The 24,871-nt window shown below is 67.0% G+C and carries 25 protein-coding genes; 14 read left to right on the plus strand and 11 right to left on the minus strand.

What is annotated here, in order from left to right:
* Positions 1-53 precede the first annotated feature (53 nt).
* Genes wbpZ through rmd form a run of 8 tightly spaced genes read right to left on the minus strand, consistent with a single transcriptional unit; the run spans position 54 to position 9,077 of the window.
* Positions 54-1,199: a D-rhamnosyltransferase WbpZ gene (wbpZ, locus tag AT700_RS28365; protein WP_048521747.1), complete on the minus strand. Its 1,146-nt coding sequence runs from the start codon at positions 1,197-1,199 to the stop codon at positions 54-56.
* Positions 1,200-2,327: a glycosyltransferase family 4 protein gene (locus AT700_RS28370; RefSeq protein WP_003102573.1), complete on the minus strand. Its 1,128-nt coding sequence runs from the start codon at positions 2,325-2,327 to the stop codon at positions 1,200-1,202. It lies immediately after the preceding gene.
* Positions 2,311-3,693 carry a glycosyltransferase family 4 protein gene (locus AT700_RS28375; protein WP_003096882.1) on the minus strand — a complete coding sequence of 461 codons (1,383 nt, stop codon included), beginning with the start codon at positions 3,691-3,693 and terminating at the stop codon, positions 2,311-2,313. Before AT700_RS28375 ends, AT700_RS28370 begins: the two co-directional genes overlap by 17 nt.
* Positions 3,690-4,955, minus strand: coding sequence for an ABC transporter ATP-binding protein (locus AT700_RS28380; protein WP_003096884.1), 1,266 nt, complete (start codon positions 4,953-4,955; stop codon positions 3,690-3,692). Before AT700_RS28380 ends, AT700_RS28375 begins: the two co-directional genes overlap by 4 nt.
* Complete coding sequence (locus AT700_RS28385; RefSeq protein ID WP_003096887.1) at positions 4,955-5,752, minus strand: ABC transporter permease; 798 nt, start codon at positions 5,750-5,752, stop codon at positions 4,955-4,957. The genes AT700_RS28380 and AT700_RS28385 overlap by 1 nt, the downstream gene beginning before the upstream one ends.
* Positions 5,752-7,191, minus strand: a complete 1,440-nt coding sequence (locus tag AT700_RS28390) for a mannose-1-phosphate guanylyltransferase/mannose-6-phosphate isomerase (RefSeq protein ID WP_003162699.1) — start codon at positions 7,189-7,191, stop codon at positions 5,752-5,754. The genes AT700_RS28385 and AT700_RS28390 overlap by 1 nt, the downstream gene beginning before the upstream one ends.
* Positions 7,192-7,194: 3 nt before the next feature.
* Positions 7,195-8,166 (minus strand): GDP-mannose 4,6-dehydratase, encoded by a 972-nt coding sequence (gene gmd, locus AT700_RS28395; RefSeq protein WP_003096890.1) that lies wholly within the window; start codon positions 8,164-8,166, stop codon positions 7,195-7,197.
* Positions 8,163-9,077, minus strand: a complete 915-nt coding sequence (gene rmd / locus AT700_RS28400; RefSeq protein WP_003114107.1) for a GDP-6-deoxy-D-mannose reductase — start codon at positions 9,075-9,077, stop codon at positions 8,163-8,165. The genes gmd and rmd overlap by 4 nt, the downstream gene beginning before the upstream one ends.
* Positions 9,078-9,484: 407 nt before the next feature.
* Between rmd and AT700_RS28405 the strand changes: the two genes are divergently transcribed.
* From AT700_RS28405 to AT700_RS28450, 10 genes are all read left to right on the plus strand, one after another.
* A complete protein-coding gene (locus AT700_RS28405) occupies positions 9,485-11,107 on the plus strand; it encodes a glycosyltransferase (RefSeq protein WP_023089767.1) in 1,623 nt (540 codons plus the stop codon).
* On the plus strand, positions 11,101-12,402 hold the full coding sequence (locus tag AT700_RS28410) for a glycosyltransferase (RefSeq protein ID WP_003161107.1): 1,302 nt from the start codon (positions 11,101-11,103) through the stop codon (positions 12,400-12,402). The genes AT700_RS28405 and AT700_RS28410 overlap by 7 nt, the downstream gene beginning before the upstream one ends.
* The gene (locus AT700_RS28415) at positions 12,399-13,262 is read left to right on the plus strand and encodes a class I SAM-dependent methyltransferase (RefSeq protein WP_003114110.1); all 864 of its coding nucleotides are present in this window, start codon (positions 12,399-12,401) and stop codon (positions 13,260-13,262) included. The genes AT700_RS28410 and AT700_RS28415 overlap by 4 nt, the downstream gene beginning before the upstream one ends.
* Positions 13,259-14,401, plus strand: coding sequence for an acyltransferase family protein (locus AT700_RS28420; protein WP_003114111.1), 1,143 nt, complete (start codon positions 13,259-13,261; stop codon positions 14,399-14,401). Before AT700_RS28415 ends, AT700_RS28420 begins: the two co-directional genes overlap by 4 nt.
* Positions 14,395-15,231, plus strand: coding sequence for a class I SAM-dependent methyltransferase (locus tag AT700_RS28425; RefSeq protein WP_003096902.1), 837 nt, complete (start codon positions 14,395-14,397; stop codon positions 15,229-15,231). The genes AT700_RS28420 and AT700_RS28425 overlap by 7 nt, the downstream gene beginning before the upstream one ends.
* 162 nt (positions 15,232-15,393) lie before the next feature.
* Positions 15,394-15,606 carry a DUF1127 domain-containing protein gene (locus AT700_RS28430; RefSeq protein WP_003096905.1) on the plus strand — a complete coding sequence of 71 codons (213 nt, stop codon included), beginning with the start codon at positions 15,394-15,396 and terminating at the stop codon, positions 15,604-15,606.
* Positions 15,607-15,701: 95 nt separating this feature from the next.
* Complete coding sequence (locus tag AT700_RS28435) at positions 15,702-16,019, plus strand: DUF2388 domain-containing protein (RefSeq protein WP_003096907.1); 318 nt, start codon at positions 15,702-15,704, stop codon at positions 16,017-16,019.
* A 124-nt stretch (positions 16,020-16,143) separates the two neighbouring features.
* Entirely contained in the window at positions 16,144-16,437 is a 294-nt protein-coding gene (locus tag AT700_RS28440; protein WP_003096909.1) for a DUF2388 domain-containing protein, read from the plus strand.
* Between the two features lie 43 nt (positions 16,438-16,480).
* Positions 16,481-16,801, plus strand: a complete 321-nt coding sequence (locus AT700_RS28445; protein WP_003114112.1) for a DUF2388 domain-containing protein — start codon at positions 16,481-16,483, stop codon at positions 16,799-16,801.
* Entirely contained in the window at positions 16,798-18,756 is a 1,959-nt protein-coding gene (locus AT700_RS28450) for a DUF4105 domain-containing protein (RefSeq protein ID WP_003458292.1), read from the plus strand. The genes AT700_RS28445 and AT700_RS28450 overlap by 4 nt, the downstream gene beginning before the upstream one ends.
* A 107-nt stretch (positions 18,757-18,863) precedes the next feature.
* Here AT700_RS28450 and AT700_RS28455 read toward each other — a convergent pair whose 3' ends face one another.
* Positions 18,864-19,283: a GFA family protein gene (locus AT700_RS28455; RefSeq protein ID WP_003102545.1), complete on the minus strand. Its 420-nt coding sequence runs from the start codon at positions 19,281-19,283 to the stop codon at positions 18,864-18,866.
* Between the two features lie 67 nt (positions 19,284-19,350).
* On the opposite strand from AT700_RS28455, the gene AT700_RS28460 reads away from it, so the two are divergent.
* The 4 genes from AT700_RS28460 (at position 19,351) to AT700_RS28475 (ending at position 23,023) form a co-directional block, all read left to right on the plus strand.
* A complete protein-coding gene (locus AT700_RS28460) occupies positions 19,351-20,295 on the plus strand; it encodes an AEC family transporter (RefSeq protein WP_003096914.1) in 945 nt (314 codons plus the stop codon).
* Positions 20,292-20,654, plus strand: coding sequence for a DUF2388 domain-containing protein (locus tag AT700_RS28465; RefSeq protein ID WP_003102543.1), 363 nt, complete (start codon positions 20,292-20,294; stop codon positions 20,652-20,654). The genes AT700_RS28460 and AT700_RS28465 overlap by 4 nt, the downstream gene beginning before the upstream one ends.
* A 279-nt stretch (positions 20,655-20,933) precedes the next feature.
* Positions 20,934-22,238, plus strand: a complete 1,305-nt coding sequence (locus AT700_RS28470) for a CitMHS family transporter (RefSeq protein WP_003096918.1) — start codon at positions 20,934-20,936, stop codon at positions 22,236-22,238.
* A gap of 20 nt (positions 22,239-22,258) precedes the next feature.
* Entirely contained in the window at positions 22,259-23,023 is a 765-nt protein-coding gene (locus AT700_RS28475; protein WP_003096920.1) for a TerC family protein, read from the plus strand.
* 5 nt (positions 23,024-23,028) lie between these two features.
* On the opposite strand, the gene prfH is transcribed toward AT700_RS28475, so the two are convergent.
* Together prfH and AT700_RS28485 are read right to left on the minus strand one after the other, a co-directional pair.
* Positions 23,029-23,643, minus strand: a complete 615-nt coding sequence (gene prfH, locus AT700_RS28480) for a peptide chain release factor H (RefSeq protein WP_016852284.1) — start codon at positions 23,641-23,643, stop codon at positions 23,029-23,031.
* Positions 23,640-24,779: an RNA ligase RtcB family protein gene (locus AT700_RS28485; RefSeq protein ID WP_003121369.1), complete on the minus strand. Its 1,140-nt coding sequence runs from the start codon at positions 24,777-24,779 to the stop codon at positions 23,640-23,642. The genes prfH and AT700_RS28485 overlap by 4 nt, the downstream gene beginning before the upstream one ends.
* Positions 24,780-24,871: the final 92 nt, after the last annotated feature.

Here is a 24,871-nt window from a genome sequence, read left to right on the forward strand (position 1 = left end):
GATACTGTAACGTCCCGGTTCGGCCCAGCCTGAACTGTACCGTAGGCCGCTCCTTACCGAGCGGCCTTCACGTATCTGGAAGAAGCCTTTTCCTCCAGCAGTTCACGGTACAGCTCGCTCCAGCGACGCCCCATCTCTTCGGCGGTGAACAGTTGCCGATAGCGGGCCTCCGCGTTCCTGCCCATTTCCTCCGCCTGCTGCGGATGCTCCCAGAGCCAGCGCATCGCTTGGCGAAACGCGGCCGGCTGGCTGGGCGGCACGACCAGGCCGGTCTCGCCATGGATATTGATGTAGCTGGTGCCGGTGCCGATCTCGCTGGAGATCATCGGCTTGCCGTACATCGCGCCCTCCAGCAGGGAGATACCGAACGCCTCGGAACGCAAGTGTGACGGAAAGACCATGGCGTAGCTGAGTTGCAGCAGGGCGACCTTGTCCTCGTCGTCCACCCGCCCGAGGAAGTGCACGTTGCGCAACCCCAGCGCCGCGGCCTGGACATACAGCTCGGCCTGCAACGGCCCGGCACCGACGATCACCACCGGGTAATCGGTGCCCTGCAACGCATCCAGCAGGATATGCAGGCCCTTGTAGTAGCGCATCACCCCGACGAACAGGAAGAACCGCGGCCCGAGTTTCTCTCGCCAGTGCTCCAGACGCTGTGCCGCAGGCTTCGGGTAGCAGGCCTTGTCCAGGCCGTAGGTGATCACCCGGGTCTTTTCCCGGTACTGGCGGAGCACGTCGCTGGTGCTGAAGTAGTTGGGCGACGCCACCGCGATCCGATCGACGCTATGAAGGAAGCGCCCCATCAGCGGCCGGTACAGTTTCAACAGGACGCGCTGGCGGATGATGTCCGAATGGTAGGTGACCACGCTCGGCTTGTTCATACCGGTGAGGAAATGCACCAGGTCCATGAACGGCCAGGGGAAGTGGTAGTTGACCACGTCCGCCTCCGCCGCCAGCTCGCGGAACTGCTTGAACACGCTCAGGGAAAACCCGGTGGAAGCGAGCTGCAGGTCGAGCCTGGCGCGATGCACCACATGTCCGCCGAAGGGCACGACAGGCGGATGCGGGTCGCTGCTCAGGGTCAGGACGTGGTTGTCGATCCCCCACGACCCGCTGCTCTCGCAAAGCTGGAAGATCACCTGTTCGATCCCGCCTACCGTTTCGCTCAGGTAGGTCTTGTAGAAGTGCAGTACCCGCATTCAGCCCTCCACGGCACGACGATAGGCTGCAGCGGTGAGATTCGCGCAACGCTTCCAGGAAAACTGCTCCGCCCGTCGCAGGCCGGCTTCCCGGCAGCACTCCCAGTAGACGGTATCCTCGGTCATGCGGACCAGCATGTCAGATAGCCCATTGGCATCATCCGGGTCAATATAGCTGCCCGCCTCGCCGGCCACCTCCGGCATTGCGGAGAGTCGCGTGAGCAATACCGGCGTGCCGCTGGCCATGGCTTCCAGCACAGGCAGGCCGAAGCCTTCGTAGATCGAGGGGAAGACCAGCGCCCGAGCGCCCGACATCAACTCGGCGACCCGCTCGTCCGGCAGGTAGCCGAGCAGCCGCACCGTTCCCGAAGCCAGCGCCTGGCGCAGTTCGTCGTCGAGCGAGCGACTTTCCCATCCCGGCATGCCGACGATCATCAGCGGAAAACGCTGGCGGACCGCCGCCGGCAGTTGCCCATGGGCGCGCAGGGCCAGCGACAGGTTCTTGCGCGGTTCGAGGGTTCCTACGCAGAGGAAATACCCGCGCGGCACCAGGCCATGCGCGCGCAAGGGCTCGCGCAGGGACTCCCGGTCCCGCGGACGGAACCGCGCGGCATGGCCGAGGGGCGCCACCACGAAGCGCTCGCGCGGCAGGCCGAAATACGCCTGCGCCTCGTCGGCGATCGCCTGCGAGTCGGTCAGGATCAACCGCGCCTTTTCCATCCCGCGCGCCAGCCGGCGTTCTATTTCGCGCAAGCGGGCGGCGGGTTGCGTCGCCGGATAATGCAGGTGGGTCAGGTCGTGCAGGGTCATCAGCATCGGCCCGTCGAAGTCCAGCGGCCAGAGACTGGGCTCATGGTAGAGATCGACCGGCGGCCGACCGCTATCGAAACGCCGCTGCTCCAGCCAGCGTCGTGCCCGGTAGGCTCCGGGCAGGTTGCGCAGCCAGGGCGACAGACGCGAATAGCCGGGCAGCGCCGCCGCCGGCAGGTCGCCGCTCCAGCCCCAGCCATGGAACAGGGAAAACTCGAAGTCCGCGTGCGCCTGCAACGCGCCCAGCAACTCGACCAGGTAATGCCCGATGCCGGTCCGCGGCGCCTGGAGAATCCGCGCGTTAACCGCAATCCGCATGTACTGCCTCGCCATGCGCCGGGGCCTTGCCGAGGGCGAGCAGGATCCGCGCGATCAGTTGCCGACTCGCCTCGTGCCAGCCGATCCAGCGCCATTCGCCGACCGGTCGCTCGGCCGGGAACTCGCCCGTGGCTTCGAAGCGGGTGACCAGGTTCGCCAGGGTCTGCGGATCGGCGAGGTCGAAGTAGGCCATGAATTCGCCGCCGATCTCGCGGAACACCGGGATGTCGCTGCCCATCGCCGGCAGGCCGCGCTGCATGGCCTCCACCAGCGGCAGGCCGAAACCTTCCACATAGGACGGGAAGACCAGCGATGCGGCATGGGAGTATGCGTACTCCAGGCTCTTGTCGGAGAGGTCGTTGAACATGAACAGGCGCTTGTTCAGCTCCGGATGCTGCCGCACCCGTTCCACCAGCGCCTCGCACTTCCAGCCGATGCGTCCGGCGATGCACAACCGCGCCTGCGAACCCTGGGCCCAGGCACGCTCGAAGGCATCCAGCAGGTAACCGTGGTTCTTCCGCGGCTCGATGGTGCTGACCATCAGGAATACCGGCGCCTTGGCCTTGAACATGCGCAGCAGATCGGGCTCGACGGAGGCGCCGTCCTCCACCAGGTCCAGCTCCGAACCCAGGTGGAAATAATCGAACCAGCGTTGCGCGACCTTCTCCGGGCCGATGCGCCGCAGCATCTCCGCGCGCACTTCGTCGCGGATGGTCTCGGAAATCGCGACGTAGCCGTCGGCGGTGGCCGCGATCCAGTCGAACCAGTGGTTGAACACCTTGACCAGGCCGGCATCGCAGAATTGCGGATGGGTCAGGGGAATCAGGTCGTAGATCACCGAGACGATGCCCACACCCTCGCTCTTGAGGCGTTCCGCCAGCGGGAAGAAATCGGCGTGCCAGGAGGAGTCCAGCAAGACCAGTTGGTCGCCGGCCCGATGTTCGAGCGGGGTCGCGCGCACGGGTGCAGGCTGCTGCTTGCCGAGGATGCGGTCGAGCAGGCGCAGCGGAATGCTGAGGAAGGCGAAGGCGAACAGGCGGCAGGCTACATAGAGAAGGCGCCGGGCCCACGGCGAGGAACGGAACGGGCGGCGCTTTTCCAGGGTGCGCTGGCCCAGCCAGAAGTAGTTGGCGGCTCGCTCCACCAGGATGCGCAGGCGTACCAGCGGCGAATGCGGCCGCGGGTCCAGCGGCGCCAGGCTGTGGACCTGATACAGGGTGCCGTCGAGCATTGCCACCGGGATGCACTCCACCGTCTCGTCGGCTTCCGGCAACTCGCGGATGACGTTGCGCACCACCCGCTGAATACCAGAATTGACCTTGGGATGCTCGAACACATAGGTGCATTCGACCAACAGACGCGTCATGGAGTGCTCTCCGCGGAAGTGGGGTCCAGAGCCGCCTCGCCGGAGCGGCTGATATGGGTTTCGGCGCCCAGCCAGGAGCAACCGACGAAGTCTTCCTGGCGGTTGTTGATGACATGGAAGACCAGGCCGTAGTCGCGCCATTCGAAGTTGCGGTCCAGGTGCGAGTCCAGCCGCGACAGGCTCAGCGCCACCGAGTAGTGCCCCTTGCCCAGGCGCATGTCGAAGGCGAAGCGGTAGGTGATGCGCTCGCCGGCCTTCAGGTCGGTGAGGGCCTTGTCCAGGCGGTGGGTATTGATCCCGTACATCGGTTGGCCGAGGCGGTCCTTGATCATGAAGCCGAGGATCAGCCGCTCGATGTCCTGGCGAACTTCGACTTCGACTTCCAGCGTCACCGCCTGGCCTACCTCGACCACCTCCAGCGCGCGCTGCCGCTGGTCGACCATCCGTACGTCGAGGATCGCTGCCTCGCCAGTGCCGGAAATCGTCCGCACCTGGCCGTCGGCGAGCATTTCCTGGCGCACGGTCTGCCCCTCGCGCTCGGCGAGCAGGGCGTTGTAGTAGTCCATCACCTCTTCCGGCCGCCCGCGCATGGCCATCCGTCCCTGCTCCAGGAGGATCGCGGAGTCGCAGATGGACTGGATCGCCGAGCGGTCGTGGGAAACGATCAGCAGGGTGGTGCCGGCCTTGCGGAAACTGCGGATGCGCTCGAAGCTCTTGTGCTGGAAATAGGCATCGCCAACCGACAGGGCCTCGTCGACGATCAGGATGTCCGGCCGCCGGGCAGTCGCCACGCTGAACGCCAGGCGCATCTGCATGCCGCTGGAGTAGGTGCGCACCGGTTGCTCGATGGCCTCGCCGATTTCGGCGAAGGCCTCGATATCCGGCATCAGCGCCTGGATTTCCTCGACCTGCATGCCCAGCAATTGCCCGGCCATGAAGACGTTCTGCCGGCCGGTGAAGTCCGGGTGGAAGCCCATGCCCAGCTCGAGCAGCGCGGCGACCCGGCCGGCCACGCGGATCTCGCCGCAGGTCGGCTGGGTGGTGCCGGCGATCATCTTCAGCAAGGTGCTCTTGCCGGCGCCGTTGACCCCGACGATGCCGACCGCTTCGCCCGGCTCGATGGTGAACTCGACCTCGCGCAGGATCCAGTGCAGGTGGTGGCGCGGAGGGCTGAAAGGCACCAGCCATTCGAACAACCGGCTCCAGCGATTGGGATACTGCTTGTAGGCCTTGCCGAGGCCGGATACGCGTATCTGTCCCATCAGAGTTCATCCACCATTTCACCGACCCGCTGGCGGAACAGACGCAGGCCGAGCGCGCACAGCAGCAGCGCCAGCAGGGTGATCGGCAGCAATGAAGGCCAGTCCGGCCATTGCCCGTGGAGGAACAGCTGCTGGTAGCTGCGCATCAGCGCGGTCATCGGGTTGAGTTCGATCAGCGAGCGGATACCCTCGGGCAGGATGCCGATCGGATAGACGATCGGCGTCAGCCAGAACCAGAACTGCAGGCAGATGCCGAACAACTGGCCGACGTCGCGGAAGAACACGTTGAGCACCCCGAGGATCATCCCCAGTCCCGCCGCGAACAGCACCTGGATCGCCAGCAGCGGCACCAGCGCGAGCAATGCCGCGCCCGGCAGGCGCCCGCTGAGTGCGAGAAAGCCGAGGAACAAGGCGAGGATGATGGCGAAATTGACCCCGGCGTTGAGCAGTACGATGACCGGCAGGCAGATGCGCGGGAAGCTGATCTTCTTCAGCAGGTTGGCGTTCTCGATGAACATGCTCTGGCTGCGCGAGGTGATTTCCGCGAACAGGCCCCAGGTCAGCAGGCCGGCGCAGAGATAGACGCTGTAGGCCAGGCCGTCGTCGACCCCCGGCAGGCGCGCGCGCATCACCTGGGAGAAGATCACCGTGTAGACGACGATCATCGACAGCGGATTGAGCACCGTCCACAACGCGCCGAACAGCGACCCGCGGTAGCGCGACTGGAACTCGCGCTTGACGCTGCCGAGAACGAAGCCACGATAGCCCCACAAGGAACGAGACAAGCCAAGAAGCATCAGACCACCCTGCCGTACTGGTCCTCGAAGCGGACGATGTCGTCCTCTCCCAGGTATTCGCCGCTCTGCACCTCGATCATCACCAGGTCGATGACCCCCGGGTTTTCCAGGCGATGCCGGTGGCCCGCGGGAATGTAGGTCGACTCGTTGCTGTTGACCAGCCGCGCGCCATCGCCATTGGTGACCCTGGCCATGCCTTGCACCACGATCCAGTGCTCGCTGCGGTGATGGTGCATCTGCAGCGACAAGCGCTCTCCCGGCCTGACCACGATTCGCTTGATCTTGAAGCGCGGCCCCTCCTCGAGGACGGTATAGCTGCCCCAGGGACGGTTGACGGTCCGATGCAGCCGATAGGCCTCGTGCCGCTCGTCCTTCAGCCGCTGCACCACCCTGCGCACCTCCTGGACCCGGTCGGCGCGGGCGATCAGCAGCGCATCGGAAGTATCCACCACGACCAGGTCGTCGACCCCGACCGTGGCGACCAGGCGCCCGTCGCTCTGCACGAAGGTGTTACGGGTGTCGACGAACAGGGTGTCGCCGCTGCCGCGATTGCCCTCTGCGTCCGCGTCGAGCAGCGCGCTCATCGCGCCCCAGGAACCGATATCGCTCCAGTCGAAGGCCGCCGGCACCACGGCGACCCGCGCGGAGCGCTCCATCAGCGCATAGTCGATGGAAATGTCCGGCAGCGCGGCGAAGGCTTCGCCCGCCAGCTCATGCTGGATGCCATCGGCCATCTTCACCGCCGCACTGGCGGCCAGGCAGGCCCTGGCCTGCTCCAGCAGGGCCGGGGCATGCCGCGCCAGCTCGTCGACCAGGGTCGAGGCCGTGAAACAGAACATCCCGGAGTTCCACAGGAAACCGCCACTTTCCACGTAGCGACGGGCGGTTTCCTCATCGGGTTTCTCGACGAAGCGGCGCACCTTGGCCGCCCCCTGCTCGTCCAGCCGGTCGCCCAGCTCGATATAGCCGAAACCGGTTTCCGCTGCATCCGGCACCACGCCGAAGGTAACCAGGTGCCCGGCGACGGCGAGACGCGCGGCATGCCCCACCGCCTCGCGGAAGGCCTCCTCGTTGCGGATCAGGTGATCCGCCGGCATCACCACCAGTACCGCCGCGTCGCCATGTTCGGCTTGCAGCGCCAGGGCGGCGACGGCAATCGCCGGAGCGGTGTTGCGTCCGGTCGGTTCGAGGATGAAATGTCCCCGATGCCGCCCCAGGCGGGCCGCCTGGAACTGGTCCTTGCTCTGGAAGTAATGCTCACGGTTGGTCACCGTGACGATTTCGCCATGCCCGGCCAGGAGCCCGGCGGCACGTCGGTAGGTCTTGCCCAGCAGGGTCTGGCCATCGGGCAGGCGCATGAACGGCTTCGGCTGTCCTTCACGCGACACCGGCCAAAGGCGGGTACCGGCGCCGCCGGAAAGCACCACGGGAATCAGCATGGCTTACTCCCGGGAAACGCGTCGCAGGTCCGCCTCGACCATCATCCGGATCAGCTCGTCCAGGCTGGTCCTGGGCTTCCAGCCGAGCACACGCTGGGCCTTGGCCGGATTACCCAGCAGCACGTCGACCTCGGCGGGCCGGAAGAACGCCGGGTCGATCTTGAGGAAGTCGCGGTAGTCCAGGCCCACATGCTCGAAAGCGATCTGGCACATGTCGCGCACGGTGGTAGTGACACCGGTGGCCACCACGTAGTCGTCGGCCTTGTCCTGCTGCAACATCAGCCACATGGCTTCGACGTAGTCCCCGGCAAAGCCCCAGTCGCGCTTGGCGTCGACGTTGCCCAGGCGCAATTCCTGCTGCTTGCCGAGCTTGATGCGGGCCACCGCGTCGGTAACCTTGCGCGTGACGAACTCGATGCCGCGCAGCGGCGATTCGTGGTTGAACAGGATGCCGCTGGAGGCGTGCAGGCCGAAGCTCTCGCGATAGTTGACGGTGATCCAGTGGCCATAGAGCTTGGCCACGCCGTAGGGGCTGCGCGGGTAGAAGGGCGTGTTCTCGTCCTGGCGCTCGGCCTGGATCAGGCCGAACATCTCGCTGGTGGAAGCCTGGTAGAAGCGCGTTTCCGGGCTGAACTGGCGGATCGCCTCGAGCAGGTGGGTCACGCCCAGGCCGTCGACGACGCCGGTGGTCACCGGCTGGTTCCAGGAGGCCCCGACGAAGCTCTGTGCCGCCAGGTTGTAGACCTCCTGCGGCTGCGCCTTGATCACCGCGCGCTGCACCGAACAGGCATCGGCCATGTCGCCGTCCTCGTACTGGATATCGCCTTCGATCCCCAGTTCGCGCAGGCGCCAGCGCGTGTCGCTGCTGCGCCGCGCCACCAGGCCGTGGACCCGGTAGCCCTTCTCCAGCAGCAGCTTGGCCAGGTACGCTCCGTCCTGACCGGTGATCCCAGTTACCAGTGCACTTCTTGTCATTCTTCTCGTACCCGTGACTCCCAGTCGGACAGGATCGCCCGCAGGGACTGTTTTATGGTTATTTCAGGCTTCCAGCCCGTGGTGTCGTGCAGTCGCGCATGGCTGCCGCGAACCCGCCGCTGTTCCGCCCGGCGCATCCTGGCAGGGTCCTGAACGATTTCCAGCTCGACCTGGGCGATGTCCGCCAGCAGTTCGATCAGCTCGCGAATCTTCTGCTCCTGCCCGGAACAGACGTTATAGACGGCGCCCGCCTCGCCGTGGGAGAGCAGGCGCAGATAGGCTGACAGCACGTCCTGGACATCGAGGAAATCACGGCTGACGTCGATGTCCCCCACTTCCAGCCGATTGGCCTGCAAGCCCTGCTTCATCCGGGCGATCTGCCGCGCGGCGCTGGCGATCACGAAGCTGTCCTTCTGCCCCGGCCCGATATGGTTGAACGGTCGCGCCACCAGCACCCGCCAGCCTTCGGTGATACCCCACTGCAGGCACAGCGACTCGGCCGCCAGCTTGCTGACCGCATAGGGATTGCGCGGGTGGGGGATGAGTTCCTCGTGGATCGGCAACGCCGCCTCGGCCACCTGGCCGTAGACGTCGCCGGAGCTGATGTACAGGAAGGTACCGGAGAAACCCCGCGCCTTAAGCGCCTGGAGCAGGTTCAGGGTGCCAAGGAGGTTGATCTGCAGGGTCCGCGCAGGATCGCGGAAGGCCTCCGGCACGTAGGTCTGCCCGGCCAGGTGGATGACCGCATCCGGCAGCTCCGGCCAGAGGTCGCCCAGCGAATCCGGCTCCAGCAGGTCGTAACGATGCGGTACGGGAAGGAGCGCCCACGGCGTGTGGGCCGCTGCCAGATAAGCTTGAAGATGCTTGCCTACGAAACCGGAGAGCCCGGTGACGAACAGACGCTGAGTCAAGGAAGCGGGCCTTTTATCTGATGCTACGCTCGGCGACGCTCTTCCTAGGAATACGACGTTCCAGAGGTCATGCCGGATAGCGTGTTGTTCTGATTATCGCGCTCCAATCTGTGCCAAGAATGCGCCGATTTCAACCGCTTATTCGTGACCGGTAGGTTCTCATTCGAACGGCATGACGTTTTCTCCGTCAGCCTTCACGTTTTTGCGAAAGGTATGTTTAGAATGCCTCTCGATTTCGTGCTTGACTGCCTCCTGTTCTGTTGATCGAACAGGTCGCGGTCGCGATAACAGAACAAGAACACGATGGGTCGACCAGTCCGCCGGGAAGGCTTCCGGACAACGAAGCAGCGCCTGGCCTCGCTCATCACCACCAAGCTGTCGAACGGGCAGTTTCATCACGAGATGCCATGAATTTCATCCTTTACTCGGATATCAACGAGCGCTCGATCGGCCACAACCTCGGTCGCCCCGAATACAGCTACTACTTCGTCCTCAAGGCCTACCGGCCAATCCTCGAATCGCTGGGACAGGTCCACCTGGTACAGAGCACGGACGAAGTCGACCCGCTCTACCGGCAACTGCATGAACAGGGCGAAGACTGCCTGTTCCTCTCCTTCACCCCGCCGCACAAGGCGGCGCGGGGCCTGCAATGCCCGATGCTGTGCGTGGTCGCCTGGGAGTTCGAGTCGATTCCCGACGTGGCGTGGGACGGCGATCCGGCGCAGGACTGGAGCCAGGTCCTGGCCGGCCATGGCGCAGCCATCACCCTCTCCGAGCAGACTGCCCGCGCGGTTCGCCGGGTGCTGGGCGAAGACTTTCCGGTACTGGTGCTGCCGACGCCGATCTGGGAGGACTTCGCCGCGATCCGCCAGCAAGGCGAACGGAATCCGGTCAAGTCCGGCGAGACCCTGCAACTCAAGGGCTGCGTCATCGACAGCCGCCTGCTGGGCCTTTCCGCCGACGGCCTCATCGCACCGATCAGGGAAGAGACCGAGGACGAGATCCTCGAGGTCCTCCCCGAGACGCCCGCCGAGCCCGAGCCCGAACCGGTCCCTGAGCCAGAACCAGAGCCGGTTCCTCTCGACTGGAGGCGCCGACTGGTCATCAGCAAGCACTACCTGCTGCTGTGGTACCGGGAAGCCGTCAGCGACCTGGTACCCATACCGGTACGCCGCTGGCTGTTCCGTCACCTGCGCCGGCCGCTGCCGCCCCCGCCAACGGCGCTGGAAACGCTGCCGGAGCCATTGCCCCAGGCCATCGAGCCGATGCCGCCCGCCGAGCCCGAGCATCCGCCGGCGCTGCTGCCGGACGTCGACCAGCACCAGCAGGTCGTCGTGGACGGGGTGGTCTACGTCTCGGTGTTCAATCCGCTGGACGGGCGCAAGAACTGGCATCAGCTGATCACCGCCTTCTGCTGGGCATTCCGCGACACCAGCGATGCCACGCTGGTGCTGAAGATGACCCAGAGCGACCTGACGACCTACCACGTCGAACTGCTCACCCTGCTTTCCCAACTGTCGCCATTCGCCTGCCGGGTCATCGCCCTGCACGGCTATCTCGATGCCGCGGAGTACGCCCGCCTGTACGGAGCCGCCAGCTACTACGTGAACGCCTCGCGCTGCGAGGGCCTGTGCCTGCCGCTGATGGAATTCATGTCCTGCGGCACCCCGGCGATCGCTCCGGACCATTCGGCGATGGCCGACTACATGGACGCCCAGGTGGGCTTCGTGGTCCGCTCCAGCCAGGAGCCCGCGGCCTGGCCGCAGGATTCGCGCCGGTTGTACAGCACCCGGCGCTACCGGCCGAGCTGGGAGTCCCTGAAGGAGGCCTACCTGGAGAGCTACCGGGTAGCCCGGGAACAGCCGGAGCGCTATCGGCAACTGTCCGCCGCGGCCAACCAACGCATGCGCGGCTACTGCGCCGGCGACGTGGTCCGCCAGCGCCTGGAACCCTTCCTTTCCGCCCGCAAGGCAACCCCTGCGCCCGGCGTCGAACTGGCGGCCACCGCCACAGGCAACGTTCCATGCTGATCATCATCCACTCCGAGACCAACAAGACCACCATCCGGCAGAACCTCGGGCGCCCGGAGTACAGCTATTACTTCGTCCTCAAGGAATTCCGTCCGCTGCTGGAAGAGATCGGCCAGGTGGTCGAAGTCAGCGATCCCGACGAACTGGTGGACCGCCTCTACCACGACTGCCGCAAGCGCGGCGAACCCTGCGTCTTCCTCTCCTTCTCGCCGCCCCATCGCACGCCGATCCACCATGCCTGCCCGACCATCCCGGTGTTCGCCTGGGAGTTCAGCACCCTCCCCAGCGAAACCTGGCACGGCGAACCGCGCCACGACTGGCGACATGTGCTGCGCCACAGCGGACGGGCCATCACCCACTCCAGCTTCACGGTCGACGTGGTGCGCGCCGCCATGGGTCGCGACTACCCGGTACTGAGCGTGCCGGCGCCGGTCTGGGATCGCTTCGCCAACCGCGCCTCGCAGCAGGCGGGCCGTCCCGAAGCCCGGGATGTGCGCCTGCGCCTGGACGGCCTGCTGGTGGACAGCCGCCAGCTGGACCTGGCCGTCCATGCCGACCCCGAGCCGTCGGCGGAGGTCCTGGCCCTGCCGGACCGCGCGGCGAAACAGGTCGAGCTGAGCCTCGACGGGGTCATCTACACCTCGGTGTTCAACCCCTACGACGGGCGCAAGAACTGGCAGGACATGATCAGCGCGTTCTGCGCCACCTTCCGCGACGAGCCCGACGCCACCCTGGTGCTGAAACTGACCCACCACAACGTCGGCGAAGCGCTGGCCGACATGCTTCACCACCTGTACAAGAACCAGTCCTACCGCTGCCGCATCGTGCTGATCCACGGCTACCTCGCCGACCCGGACTACGAGCGGCTGGTCGAGGCCACCAGCTACGTGGTGAACACCTCCTACGGCGAAGGCCAATGCCTGCCGCTGATGGAATTCATGTCCAGCGGCAAGCCGGCCGTGGCTCCGCGCAATACCGCGATGATCGACTACATCGACGCCGACAACGCCTTCATCGTCGACTCCTCGGAAGAAGCCACCGCCTGGCCCCACGACCCGCGCGCGGCCTACCGCACGCTGCGCTACATCACCGACTGGGAGTCGCTGTGCCGGGCCTACCGGGCCAGTTTCGAGGTCGCTCGCCAGGAGCCGGAGCGCTACGCACGCATGTCCGCGCATGCCAGCGCCAGCCTCGAACGCTTCTGCAGCCGCAAGCTGGCCGTGGAGCGCCTGCGTCGCTTCCTCGACGAAGCGGCACAAGGCGACCCCTCCGCCTTGCAAAGCATCCCGGCATGATCCGCGCCCTGCTCCAACGCTGGCGTTCCCGTCCCGCTGCGGCGAGCGAACCGGTGTCGCCACGCATGTGCGGTCTGCGCGATGCGGTGCTGGATGGCTGGTTCCGCAGCGAAACCGGCGAACTGCTCGCCGGCTTCGCCATCGGCGCCCAGGACACCCTGCTCGATCTCGGCTGCGGCGAAGGCGTCGCCACCCTCTTCGCCGCCCGCCAGGGCGCTTCGGTGATCTTCACCGACAGCGAGGAGGACAAGGTGCGGAGCCTGGCGCAGCAGGTCGAGGCGGTGGCCCGGCGGCCCTTCACCGGCCTGGTCAGCGACAGCGACCCGCTGCCGCTGCGCGACGCCTGCGCCGACAAGCTGGTGTGCATGGAAGTGCTCGAACACGTGGCCAACCCAGCGCGGGTGATGGCCGAACTCGTGCGTCTCGGCCGCCCTGGCGCGCAGTACCTGCTGAGCGTGCCGGACCCGGTCGGCGAACACCTGCAGCAGGGCATCGCCCCGGCCGACTACTTCCGGGCGCCCAACCACATCCACATCTTTTCCCGTGACGACTTCGCGCGCCTGGTGCAGGACGCCGGGCTGGTCATCGAGCACCGCCAGGCCAGCGGCTTCTTCTGGGTGATGGGCATGATCTTCTTCTGGGCCAGCGAACGGGCCGCCGGCCGTGAGCTCGGCGGCGCCGTCCGCGACCGTATCCAGCCGCCCTACCCGGCGCTGATGGAAGACTGGGCACGGCTCTGGGAAAACCTCCTGGCCCGTCCCGACGGTCTGGAGATCAAGCACCTGCTCGACCATTTCATGCCCAAGAGCCAGGTGATCATCGCGCGCAAGCCGCTCGACCCCGGATCGTCGCGGACATGAGCGGCAAACGCATCCTCGACATCGAACTGTTGCGCGGGCTGGCCGTGCTCGGCGTGGTATTCCACCATCTGCACGGCAACCTGTTCAGCGGCTCCCCGGCACTGCTGGACGGCATCAACCAGCGCGTCCAGTTCTGGTGGGGCGTGGACCTGTTCTTCGCCATCTCCGGCTTCGTCATCGCCCGCACCCTCATCCCGCAACTGCGCGAGGCGCCCACACGCCAGGCATTCTGGGAACAGGCGCGGTACTTCTGGATCCGCCGCGCCTTCCGCCTGCTGCCCTCGGCCTGGCTGTGGCTGGCGCTGATCCTGGCCTGTTGCCTGCTGCTGAACCGCTCCGGAGCCTTCGGCAGCCTGTCGGCCAACCTCGCGGCGAGCCTCGCCGGTTTCCTCCAGGTCGCCAACTTCCGCTTCGCCGACAGTTTCTACCGCTACGAATACGGTGCCAGCTTCGTCTACTGGAGCCTTTCCCTGGAGGAACAGTTCTACCTCCTGCTGCCGCTGCTGATCCTCTGCCTGCGTCGCTACCTGGGCTGGGCCCTGCTGGCGCTGGTGCTGGTCCAGTTCTTCAGCCTGCGCACGCCGCTGCTGATGGTATTGCGCACTGACGCCCTGGCCATCGGCGTACTGCTCGCCCTCGCCTCCCTGCAGCCTGGCTATGCCCGCTGGAACCCCACCCTGCTGGGCCGCGCCTGGAGCGGGCCGTTGCTGCTGGCCGCCGTGGCCGCGGCCCTGGGCGTGCTGGCCAGCGAAGCGTACAGCCTGGTCGCCGTGCGGATCGGCGCCATCGCGCTATTGTGCGGACTGCTGGTGTGGATAGCCTCCTACGACCGCGACTACCTGCTCTCCAACGGGCCGCTGAAGCGCTTGCTGGTCTGGGTCGGCGCGCGCTCCTATGCGATCTACCTGATCCACATCCCGGCGTTCTATCTCAGTCGCGAACTCTGCTTCCGCCTGGGCTGGGACGCCGGCGAGCGGCCCCTGTCGCTGCTCGGCACCAGCCTGGTCCTGATCGTCGTACTCAGCGAGCTCAACTACCGCTTCGTCGAGAGCCCCTGCCGCGACCTGGGCTCCCGCCTGGTCAAGCGCCTGAGCGCCGCCCGCCGCGTCGCCACCACTTCCGGAGCCACCTCATGCTGAACTTCCTCAAGAAGATCGTCTCGCCGCCCAGCCCCGCCACCGAGCCCGTCGCCGCGCCACCCGCCCCCGCGCCGGTCGACCCGTACATGCTCGGGTTGCGCGACGCGGTGCTCAGCGGCTGGTTCAACCAGGAGACCGACGAGCTGTTCAGCGGCTTTCCGATTTCCGCCGAGGACACCGTGCTCGACGTGGGGTGCGGCGACGGCGGCAACGTTCATTTCTGCGCCATGCGCGGCGCTCGCATCATCATCGCCGACATCGACGCGGAAAAGATCGCCAGGACCCGCGAGCGCCTGGCCGATACCCCGGCCCGCGAACTGGAATGCCTGGTCAGCGACTGCGACCCGTTGCCCCTGGCTGACGCCACGGCCACCCGGGTGGTCTCCACCGAGGTCATCGAGCACGTCGACGATCCGCGGCAGTTCCTCGCCGAGCTGGTACGGGTCGGCCAGCCCGGCGCACTCTATCTGCTCAGCGTGCCGCATCCCACGTCGGAAGACCTGCAGAAGGACTTCGCCGCCGACGAATACTTCCGCAAGCCCAACCACATCCGCGTGCTCGGCGAGGAGCAGTTCGCCGCACTGGTGCGCGAAGCCGGCCTGGAAATCCTCAGCCACAGCCGCTACGGCTTCTACTGGTCGCTGTGGATGCTGCTGTTCTGGGAGGCCAAGGTCGATTTCGGCAATCCCGACCATCCCCTCCTCGAACACTGGGCCAGGACCTGGCAGGCGCTGCTCGACTCGCCGCGCGGCCCGGCCATCAAGCAGGCCCTGGACGCCGTGGTCGCCAAGAGCCAGGTGATCATCGCGCGCAAGCCCGCTCAGGCGTAGAACCACCGGAACAGTTCCGCTACAGCCGGGCGGAACAGTTGCCGGGGCCACCGAACTGTTCCGTCCAACTCCCGCGTGGTTGCCCCTGAGCAAGCCAGCGGTCCCGGCGCATCATGAGGTTCCACACCCCGCCCCCATCCCCGGGATGGGAAGGAACGCACGATGAGGACATCCCCGCACCCGCACGCCGGGAGTTCCAGCGGTCTCCCGGCCGCCCATCCACATCTCGCCGCCCTGTTGGAAAAATTGAATTCCTGGCGACAAAACGCTCGATCGCGCAAGCATCTTGCGCAAATGTCCGAACACGACCTCGCCGACCTGGCGATCAGCCCGAGCGAACGCTACGTAGAGATTTCGAAACCTTTCTGGCGCTGAGCCGCTGGTGACGTGGCGCACAGTTGGTTAGTCTCAGCGTTGACACGGCCGCGCGGATGCGGCCGTCTACGCTGACTTCGTTCGGAGCAACTCACATGAAACGTCTGCGCCTGATCGGTGCCGCTGCCCTGCTCGCCTGCGCCTCCAGCGCGTTCGCCAGCAGCTTCGTGGTCACCACGGATACTCTGGTCCGCGCCACCGGCATGACCTCCAATGCCACTTCGGACATCACCAATTCCTTCCGCGACGACAAGATCGTCCTCGAAGCGCGCGACGACGCCGCCAGCTTCGTCGCCAGCCAGGGCGACATCCGCGGTTCGCACCTGGAAGCCGCACTGCGCCACATCCGTGGCAAGCTGCCGAGCCTGGCCGCCAACGACATGCAACTGGCCCAGGCGATCCTGACCATCTGAGTCGCCCGCCCCGCCGCCGCAGCCGCCCGGCTGCGGCGATGACCTGGCCGACCGGCCACACTGGCTCCGCGCCGCACATTCCGTTAGCCTTGGCGGCTGTTCCAGTCCTATTCCGCCCAACCCCATGCGTTACCGGTTCTCGTTGCTCTTCTGTTGCCTGCTGGCGCCCGCTGCGCACGCCTTCGATACCACGACGGCGTTCACCGCGAAGTCCCTTTACGTCACCAGCAAGCTGACCAGCACGCCGTTCGAGAACAAATTGTTACGCGATGCCCGGGGCGATGCGGCCAGCTTCGTCGCCAGCGATGGCAGCATCCGTGGTGCGCGCCTGGAAGCGGCGCTGCGCTGGTTGCGTGTCGCGCACCCCGAGCTGGCGGCCAGCGATCAGGAACTGGCCGAAGCAATTCTTGCCCAATAGGCGATCACCACCGTTCCGGAGAACCTCCATGCGCCGTAGCTCCATGCGTCATAGCCCCCTGTTCGCCGCCCTGCTGCTGGCGCTCTGCGCCACGGCCGCGGAAGCACGCTCGGTGGTCGCGACCAGCAATATCATCGTCCGCGCCCTCGACCGCAGCATCGACTTCACTTCCGACACCACCACTTCCGTGCGCGACATGAAAGTGGTCACCGAGGCGCGCGACGACGCCGCCAGTTTCGTCGCCAGCGACGGCGCCATTCGCGGCGCCCAGCTGGAAGCCGCGATGCGGACCCTGCGCAGCCGTCTGCCGGAAGCCCGTGAAGCCTCCGACCAGGTACTTGCCGAAGCCATTCTCGCCCTGTGAGGAAGGCCTGCGCCTGGCTGCTGGCGCTGGCCCTCTGCGGAGCCGGCAACGCGACGGCGGCCCTGCGCCTGAAACTCGACGCGCCTGGGCTGGACCCTGCGCAGCGCGAGGCCAGCCAGCAACTCTTGGACGATGCCGCGGACAAGCTGCCGCCGGCCTTCCGCGAACGCCTGGACCGCGAGATCGAGGTCGAGTGGCGCGACGACCTGCCCGCCAACGGCATGGGCCAGGCCCGTGGCCCGCAGCGCATCGCGCTGAACCGCAAGTACCTGGCCGATCTCACCGACGGCAGCGCCGCCAGCCGCCAGACCGGGCGCGTGCACGGCACCGAGCGGCGCGAGCTGCTGGCGACCCTGCTGCACGAGCTGACCCACGTCTACGATCGCGCGCGCCTGTGGTCGGCGGAGGAAAAACGCGAGATCCGCCGCTGCACGCGCCAGGAAGAAACCCTCGGCCGGATCGCCCAGCCCACCGATTGCCGCGGGCAGAGCGGTCGCCGCTTCACGCTCTCCGACGACCCGCGCCTGCTCGATCTCGCCGGCTGGCCGCAGCGCGCCGGCCAGCGCGGGCGGCGCGAGGCGCACAATGGCTTCGTACTGCGCAGCCCGGACGTCTACGAGCTGAGCAATCCGCGCGAGTTCGTCGCGGTGAACATGGAGTACTTCCTCCTCGATCCCAGCTACGCCTGCCGCCGCCCGGCGCTCTACCGCTACTACCAGCAACGCTTCGGCTGGGCGCCGGAACACAGTGCCTGTGCGCAGAGCTTCGCCTACCTCAACGCCGGCCGCGACTTCGGCCAGCAGCCGCTGGGCCAGCTCGACCCCGAGCGGGTCTACGAGGTCGACTACCTGCTGGCCGAGGCCAACGACAACCTGGTCAGCCGCTGGGGCCACACCATGCTCCGCCTGGTGATCTGCGCCCCCGGCCGGCCGCGTGGGCCGGACTGCCGGCTGGACCTCGACCAGCATCTGGTGCTGTCCTACCGCGCCTTCGTCGGCGACCTGCAATTGTCCAGCTGGGACGGCCTGACCGGCGCCTATCCGTCGCGCCTGTTCGTCCTGCCGCTGTCGCAGGTGATCGAGGAATACACCAAGGTCGAGCTGCGCAGCCTCGCCTCGGTGCCGCTGAAGCTGGACCGCGAGGAGGTCGCCAGCCTGGTCGAGCGCGCCGCGCAGAGTCACTGGAGCTACGACGGCCAGTACTACTTCATCTCCAACAATTGCGCGGTGGAAACCCTCAAGCTTCTGCGCAGCGGCATCCCCCGGCGACCGCTGCAAAGCCTGGACAGCATCACCCCCTACGGCGTGCTCGAGATGCTGGAGAACCGCAAGCTGGCCGATCCCAGTGTGCTCGACGACCCCAAGGAAGCCCTGCGCCTGGGCTACCGCTTCGACTCCTTCCGCGACCGCTACCAGGCGATGTTCGACGTGCTCAAGCAGCGCCTGCACATTCCCCAGGACAAGGTCGAGGACTGGCTGGCGCTGCCGGCCAGGGAGCGCCAGCCCTGGTTCGCCAAGGCCGACCTGCGCGCCAGCGCGGCGCTGCTGCTGCTCGAGCAGGCCTCGCTGCGGCGCCAGCTGCTGCTCGCCCAGGACGAGTTGAAGCGCCTGTACCTCGGCCACCTGGACAAGCCGGCCGGCGACCAGCGCCTGGAAGTGGCCGGCAAGACCTTCCAGCAGATCCTCGACGACAGCGGCTTCCTCAGTCGTCCGGCGGAACTCCTGGAGGGCGGCTACGGCCTGCCGCAGGCCGCCGAGTGGAAGCACCTGGAAGAGCAGACCCGCGAACGCCAGGCGCGCCTGCGCCGGCTCAGCGACGACCTCGACCGCGAGGTCCGCGCCCTGCTCGATCCCGAGCGCCGCGCCGAGCTGGAAGCCAACGAGGCCAACATCAAGGAGGTCGGCGCGCACCTGCGCGAGCTGCACAAGGCGGCCGGCGGGCTGATGCTGCCCTGAGGGAGGCGCCTGCAGGACGCATGGTCCCGAGCGCTCTTTCAGCGCCTCGCAGACGGCGGATAACGCTCTGCGTTATTCGCCCTACAGGTGCCACCTCCGGTCTTCGCTCACGGGTCGTCCGCTCCGGCGATGAACTCCTCGTCCTCTTCGGGCAACTGCGGGTCGAGGTGTAGCCATGGCAGGCGGCTGCCGACCCAGATGTGCCGGTTGGCGGGGGCGCGCTCGGGATGGTCGAGGCTGGCCACGGTGAAGTCCAGGGTATCGGCGCTGAGCCGGGTGAACAACGCCAGGTTGGCCCCGCAACGCGGGCAGAAGTAGCGCGTGCAGCTGGCCGACGAGGCATATTCCGCCGGTTCGCCCGCCAGCCAGCGGAACGCCGCGCGCGGCACCGTGGCCCAGGTGGTGACGATGCCGCCTGTGGTGCGCCGGCAGATCGAGCAGTGGCAGTGAGCGACATCGTCCAGCGGCGCGGCGACGGCGTAGCGCAGATAGCCGCAATGGCAACCGCCGGTATGGGTCTCGGGCATGGCGAATCCTCCTCGCGGGAGTGCCAGCATAAGCCGGACTTGCCCTGTGCCGCAGCCACCTCGCAAGATGAGCGGATTCCACTATCCGGGGGTGCCCGTGACCGCTCTGCTCTACTCCCTCTGGCCGCTGTTCGCCCTCATCGTCGGCGGTTACGCCCTGCGCCGCTGGGACTTTCCCGGCGAAGCCTTCTGGCCTGCCGCAGAACGCCTGAACTACTTCATCCTGTTTCCCGCGCTGCTGTTCAGCAACCTGGCGACCGCGCCGCTGGACGACCCCGGCCTGGCCCGCCAGGCCCTGGCCGTACTGCTCGGGCTCGGCGTCGCCTGGCTCGCCCTGCTGCTCTGCAAGCGCTGGCGCGGCTGGGACGCCGGGCGCTTCGGCGCCATCGCCCAGGGCGTATTGCGCTTCAACACCTATCTCGGCCTGGCCGCGGTCGGCAGCCTGTACGGCAAGCCGGGCCTGACCCTGGCCGCGCTGATGCTGGCGCTGATGGTGCCGACGGTGAACGTGATGTCGGTCTGGGCGCTGACCGCCGAGCGCGGCATCAGCCTGCGCGCGCTGCTGCTGCCGATCCTGAAGAACCCGCTGATCCTCGCCTGCCTCGCCGGCGCACTGGTCAACCTGGCCGGCGTCGGCCTGCCCGGCGGCAGCGATCGCCTGCTCAACCTGCTGGCGGTGGCCAGCCTGCCGCTGGGCCTGCTGTGCGTCGGCGCGGCGCTGAAACCCCAGGAACTCGGCGGCGAAGTCGCGGCCCTTGGCTGGAACTGCGCGGCGCGGCTGCTGGCGATGCCCCTGCTGGCCTTCGCCATCGCTCGCGGGCTGGGCCTGCCGAGCATGGAAAGCGCCGTGCTGGTACTGTTCTTCGCCCTGCCGACGGCGCCCACCGCCTATGTGCTGACCCGCCAACTGGGCGGCGACGGCCACCTGATGGCGGGCATCATTACCTTGCAAACGCTGCTTTCCGGCGCCACTCTGGTCGGCGTACTCCTCGTGCTGCAAGGAAGCCCATGACGACAGGACGCGTCGCCGCCGCCCTCACGGCGCTCTGCCTGCTCTGCCAACCGGCCTTCGGTTTCATCAAGGTGTTTCCCGAATTCGACGACGAACCCGGCGCCGCCACCTTCTTCTGGGCGGCCGTCACCACCGTCGGCCCGTTCATCGGCAGCACCGTCAGCGCACAGGAGTCCAGCGCTGACGAGGGCGACAAGCTCGTCCAGGCGCGGGACGACGCCGCCAGCTTCGTCGCCAGCGACGGTGCGATCCGTGGCGCGTACCTCCAGGCAGCCTTGCAGGTCCTGCGCCAAGCCCCGGAATACGCCGGGTACAGCGACCTGCAACTGGCCGCGGCGCTCCTCGCGCGGCAGCCCTGATCGACCATATATCCGAAATTACCCGCACGTTTCCCGCCGTTATCCAGCGAAAGCTGCCTGAAAGCTTCCCGCCGTAGCATCCGCCCACCACCGGCAGAAGACCGGACACGACGGCGCGCCCACGAGACGCCCGCTTACCCGTACAAAAACAACAATGGTGATTGCCATGCCCCGTTCCGCACACGCCTACAGCCGCACTCCGTCCGCGCGACGCCACCCGCCCGCCGCCTGCTGACCGCACGCCGCACGCCCGTCCGCCGTCTTCCCCGGAGTGAACCCATGCTGACCCTGCTCGCCTTCGCCATGGTGGCGACCTTCATGTTCCTGATCATGACCAAGCGCCTGTCCGCGCTGATCGCGCTGATCCTGGTCCCGATCGCCTTCGCCCTGATCGGCGGTTTCGCCGCCGGCCTCGGCCCGATGATGCTCGACGGCATCCGCACCCTGGCGCCGACCGGCGTGATGCTGATGTTCGCGATCCTCTACTTCGCCATCATGATCGACTCCGGGCTGTTCGACCCGGCGGTGCGCAAGATCCTCCGGCTGGTCAAGGGCGACCCGCTGAAGGTCTCGCTGGGCACCGCGGCGCTGGCGATGATCGTCTCCCTCGACGGCGACGGCTCGACCACCTACATGATCTGCGTGGCCGCCGTACTGCCGTTGTACAGCCGCCTGGGCATGAGCCCGCTGGTGATGGCCTGCCTGATCATGCTCTCCAGCGGCGTGCTCAACATGACCCCCTGGGGTGGCCCCACCGCCCGCGCGGCGAGTGCCCTGCACGTCGACCCGGCGGATATCTTCGTGCCGATGATCCCGGCGATGATCGCCGGGCTGCTGGCGATCTTCGCCATCGCCTGGATCTACGGCAAGCGCGAGCGCGCCCGCCTCGGCGAGCTGCACCTGCCCACCGACCATGAGGACCTGGCGGAGATCAGCGTGTCGCAGTATCCGGAGGCGCGCCGGCCCAAGCTGCTGTGGTTCAACGCTATTCTCACCGTGGTCCTGATGGCGACCCTGATCGCCGGCCTGCTGCCGATGCCGGTGCTGTTCATGATCGCCTTCGGCATCGCCATGATCGTCAACTACCCGTGCATCCAGGAGCAGAAGAAGCGCATCGGCGCACACGCCGAGAACATTCTCGCAGTGGTCTCGCTGATCTTCGCCGCCGGGGTGTTCACCGGCATCCTCTCCGGCACCGGGATGGTCGACGCCATGTCCAAGAGCCTGCTGGCGGTGATCCCGCCGGCGCTGGGCCCATACCTGGCGACCATCACCGCGCTGGTGAGCATGCCGTTCACCTTCTTCATGTCCAACGACGCCTTCTACTACGGCGTCCTGCCGATCCTCACCCAGGCCGCCGCCGAATACGGCATCACCCCGGTGGAAATGGCCCGCGCCTCGATCGTCGGCCAGCCGGTGCACCTGCTCAGCCCGCTGGTGCCCTCCACCTACCTGCTGGTGGGGCTGGCCAAGATCGACTTCGGCGACCACCAGCGCTTCACCCTGAAATGGGCCGTGCTGGTGTGCCTGGCAATCCTCGCCATGGCCCTGCTGCTGGGCCTGTTCCCCCTGTTCAGTAACTGACCGAGACGAGTGACCGCTTCATGGAATGGCTGACCAGCCCGGAAATCTGGATTGCGTTCTTCACCCTGACCGCCCTGGAGATCGTCCTCGGCATCGACAACATCATCATGATCTCGATCCTGGTCGGGCGCATGCCGAAGCACCTGCAGCCACGCACCCGCTTCTTCGGCCTGGCCCTGGCGATGGTGACGCGGATCCTGCTGTTGCTGTCGATCACCTGGGTCATGCGCCTGACCGCCGACCTCTTCCACCTGTTCGGCCAGGGCATCTCCGGACGCGACCTGATCCTGTTCTTCGGCGGCCTGTTCCTGCTCTGGAAAAGCAGCTCGGAGATCTACCAGGGCCTGGAAGGCGAGGAAGAAAGCGGCGATGAACCGAAGGGGTCGGCGGGCGGCTTCATCGGCACCATCATCCAGATCGCGATCATCGACATCGTCTTTTCCCTGGACTCGGTGATCACCGCCGTCGGCATGGTCTCCCACGTGCCGGTGATGGTCGCGGCGATCATCGTCGCGGTACTGGTGATGATGCTCTGCGCCGGCGCCATCAGCGACTTCATCGACAAGCACCCGTCGCTGAAGATGCTCGCCCTGTCGTTCCTCATCGTGGTCGGCACGGTGCTGATCGCCGAAGCCTTCGAAGTCCATGTGCCGAAGGGCTACGTCTACTTCGCCATGGCCTTCTCCCTGGCCGTGGAGGCGCTGAACATCCGCATGCGCGGCGCTGCCGCGCGCAAGCGGGGCGAAGAGCCAGTGAAGCTGCGCAAGGAAGTGCTCGGCGACTGAGCCGCTCAGGCCGGCTCGAAACGCTCGCCGCGGAATACCCGGCGAGCCGCGCCGCGACTGATCCGACCGTGGGCCCGGCGGCGCTCCGCGCGCAGCGCGTCGGCCGCGCTGCTCGCCTGGTCCGCGAGGCGCCGGGCGATCAGCAGGATCGCCAGGCGTTTGTTGGCGTGCTGGCTACGCTGGCTCTGCACCCTGACGCTGATGCCGCTGGCCAGGTGGGTGGCGCGCACCGCCGAGTCGCTGGTGTTGACATGCTGGCCGCCGGGGCCGGAAGAGCGCAGGGTCTCGAAACGGATCTCGCCCTCCAGACTGGCCGGCGGCGCGGCGAAGCGCTCCGCGCCGATGAACCAGTTCTTGCGCGCATGCCTTGCCCGGTAGGGGCTGGGGCAGATCCACTGGATACCGCCGCACCAGCGCTCGGCGAGCGCTTCGGCGGCAGTGCCGCGCAGCCCCAGGAGCAGCGAACGCCAGGTGCGCGGACGCTCGCCGGCCACCTCCTCGATTACCTCGACCTCGACGCCGGCTTGCGCCGCCTCGAGGCACAGCCGCTCGAACGCCTTCGCCACCGCCAGGCAGCATTCCGCCGGCCCCTGGGCCGCGGAGAGTTGCAGCAGGATCATCGGCAGCACTCCCCACGGGTCTTGTAGGTCAGCACCGGCTTCAGGCGGGCGACCAGGCGCAGCAGGCCGGCTTCGAGCAGCGCGCCGACCACCGAGTCGATACCCTTGTAGGCTTCCGGCGCTTCCTCGTAGATCAGTTGGCGGTCGCCACAGATCACCCTGCTGCCAAGGCGCGTACGGCCCAACTGGTCGACGCTGAAGCGCGCCGCCAGACGCTCCCGACACTCGCCGCGCTGCCATTTGCGACCGGCGCCGTGGGCCAGGGAGAACAGGCTCTGCGCGCTCGGCACAGGCTCCACCAGGTAGCTGTAGTCGCCGCGCGAGCCGGGGATCACCAGCACGCCCTGGTCGGCCGGGGTGGCGCCCTTGCGGTGCAGCCAGCCGTCGACGCCATCGACCTGTGCCGGCGCCACCAGGTTGTGGTTGATGTCGAGCAGTTCCAGGCCGTCGCAGCGCAAGCGTTCGAGAATGCGCCGGGCGATGAGCTGGCGGTTACCCTCGGCGAAGCGCAGCGCATCGGCGTGGCGCGCCAGGTAGGCGGAAGCTTCCAGGCTGCCGTCGAGCAGGCCGGCGTGGCCATGCAGGCTGACCTGCTCTTGCAGGATCGCCTGGCCGAGACCGCGCGAGCCACTGTGCACCAGCAGTTGCAGGCGGCCGGCATCGAGGCCGAGGGCGTGCAGGGCGGCCTGGTCGAACACGGTCTCGACCTGCTGTAGCTCGGCGAAGTGGTTGCCGCCACCGATCGTGCCGAGCGCGCGCCAGTGCTCGCGGGCCGGTAGATCCAGGGCTTCGATGCAGTCGCTCCAGGTCTCGTCCAGCGGCAGGTCGAGATTGCCCAGGCGCTTTTCCAGTTTGTCCGCCGACAGCTTGCCGGGGGCCAGGCCGGTTTCCCACAGGGCCATGCCACAGCCGATGTCGTTGCCGACCAGCGCCGGATAGAAGCGACCGACGGAGAAGAACGCCGCGCCGACCGGATAGCCGCGGCCGGGATGCAGGTCCGGGAGACCGACGACGCGGCACATGCCGTCCAGTTCGGCGGTGGTTTGCAGTTGCTGGATCGCCTTGCCTTCGATCCAGGTGCTGTCCGAGGCGATCAGTGCGACGCCCGCGGACAAAGGCTTGATGTAGTTGCCCATAATCCAATCCATGTGATTGAAACGGTAGATCCGGGGGGCAGACCGAAGCCGAGCGGGCACTCGCGGAAGGGCGAAGGGCGTCTAACGGAGAA

Source organism: Pseudomonas aeruginosa, from assembly GCF_001457615.1.
In the GTDB taxonomy this organism is placed as follows: Bacteria; Pseudomonadota; Gammaproteobacteria; order Pseudomonadales; family Pseudomonadaceae; genus Pseudomonas; species Pseudomonas aeruginosa.

What these genes read in the sequence shown, in the direction of transcription:
- wbpZ (WP_048521747.1), bottom strand. Translation starts at nt 1,199, where the DNA reads ATGCGGGTACTGCACTTCTACAAGACCTACCTGAGCGAAACGGTAGGC.
- AT700_RS28370 (WP_003102573.1), bottom strand. Translation starts at nt 2,327, where the DNA reads ATGCGGATTGCGGTTAACGCGCGGATTCTCCAGGCGCCGCGGACCGGC.
- AT700_RS28375 (WP_003096882.1), bottom strand. Translation starts at nt 3,693, where the DNA reads ATGACGCGTCTGTTGGTCGAATGCACCTATGTGTTCGAGCATCCCAAG.
- AT700_RS28380 (WP_003096884.1), bottom strand. Translation starts at nt 4,955, where the DNA reads ATGGGACAGATACGCGTATCCGGCCTCGGCAAGGCCTACAAGCAGTAT.
- AT700_RS28385 (WP_003096887.1), bottom strand. Translation starts at nt 5,752, where the DNA reads ATGCTTCTTGGCTTGTCTCGTTCCTTGTGGGGCTATCGTGGCTTCGTT.
- AT700_RS28390 (WP_003162699.1), bottom strand. Translation starts at nt 7,191, where the DNA reads ATGCTGATTCCCGTGGTGCTTTCCGGCGGCGCCGGTACCCGCCTTTGG.
- gmd (WP_003096890.1), bottom strand. Translation starts at nt 8,166, where the DNA reads ATGACAAGAAGTGCACTGGTAACTGGGATCACCGGTCAGGACGGAGCG.
- AT700_RS28405 (WP_023089767.1), top strand. Translation starts at nt 9,485, where the DNA reads ATGAATTTCATCCTTTACTCGGATATCAACGAGCGCTCGATCGGCCAC.
- AT700_RS28410 (WP_003161107.1), top strand. Translation starts at nt 11,101, where the DNA reads ATGCTGATCATCATCCACTCCGAGACCAACAAGACCACCATCCGGCAG.
- AT700_RS28415 (WP_003114110.1), top strand. Translation starts at nt 12,399, where the DNA reads ATGATCCGCGCCCTGCTCCAACGCTGGCGTTCCCGTCCCGCTGCGGCG.
- AT700_RS28420 (WP_003114111.1), top strand. Translation starts at nt 13,259, where the DNA reads ATGAGCGGCAAACGCATCCTCGACATCGAACTGTTGCGCGGGCTGGCC.
- AT700_RS28425 (WP_003096902.1), top strand. Translation starts at nt 14,395, where the DNA reads ATGCTGAACTTCCTCAAGAAGATCGTCTCGCCGCCCAGCCCCGCCACC.
- AT700_RS28430 (WP_003096905.1), top strand. Translation starts at nt 15,394, where the DNA reads ATGAGGACATCCCCGCACCCGCACGCCGGGAGTTCCAGCGGTCTCCCG.
- AT700_RS28435 (WP_003096907.1), top strand. Translation starts at nt 15,702, where the DNA reads ATGAAACGTCTGCGCCTGATCGGTGCCGCTGCCCTGCTCGCCTGCGCC.
- AT700_RS28440 (WP_003096909.1), top strand. Translation starts at nt 16,144, where the DNA reads ATGCGTTACCGGTTCTCGTTGCTCTTCTGTTGCCTGCTGGCGCCCGCT.
- AT700_RS28445 (WP_003114112.1), top strand. Translation starts at nt 16,481, where the DNA reads ATGCGTCATAGCCCCCTGTTCGCCGCCCTGCTGCTGGCGCTCTGCGCC.
- AT700_RS28455 (WP_003102545.1), bottom strand. Translation starts at nt 19,283, where the DNA reads ATGCCCGAGACCCATACCGGCGGTTGCCATTGCGGCTATCTGCGCTAC.
- AT700_RS28460 (WP_003096914.1), top strand. Translation starts at nt 19,351, where the DNA reads ATGAGCGGATTCCACTATCCGGGGGTGCCCGTGACCGCTCTGCTCTAC.
- AT700_RS28465 (WP_003102543.1), top strand. Translation starts at nt 20,292, where the DNA reads ATGACGACAGGACGCGTCGCCGCCGCCCTCACGGCGCTCTGCCTGCTC.
- AT700_RS28470 (WP_003096918.1), top strand. Translation starts at nt 20,934, where the DNA reads ATGCTGACCCTGCTCGCCTTCGCCATGGTGGCGACCTTCATGTTCCTG.
- AT700_RS28475 (WP_003096920.1), top strand. Translation starts at nt 22,259, where the DNA reads ATGGAATGGCTGACCAGCCCGGAAATCTGGATTGCGTTCTTCACCCTG.
- prfH (WP_016852284.1), bottom strand. Translation starts at nt 23,643, where the DNA reads ATGATCCTGCTGCAACTCTCCGCGGCCCAGGGGCCGGCGGAATGCTGC.
- AT700_RS28485 (WP_003121369.1), bottom strand. Translation starts at nt 24,779, where the DNA reads ATGGGCAACTACATCAAGCCTTTGTCCGCGGGCGTCGCACTGATCGCC.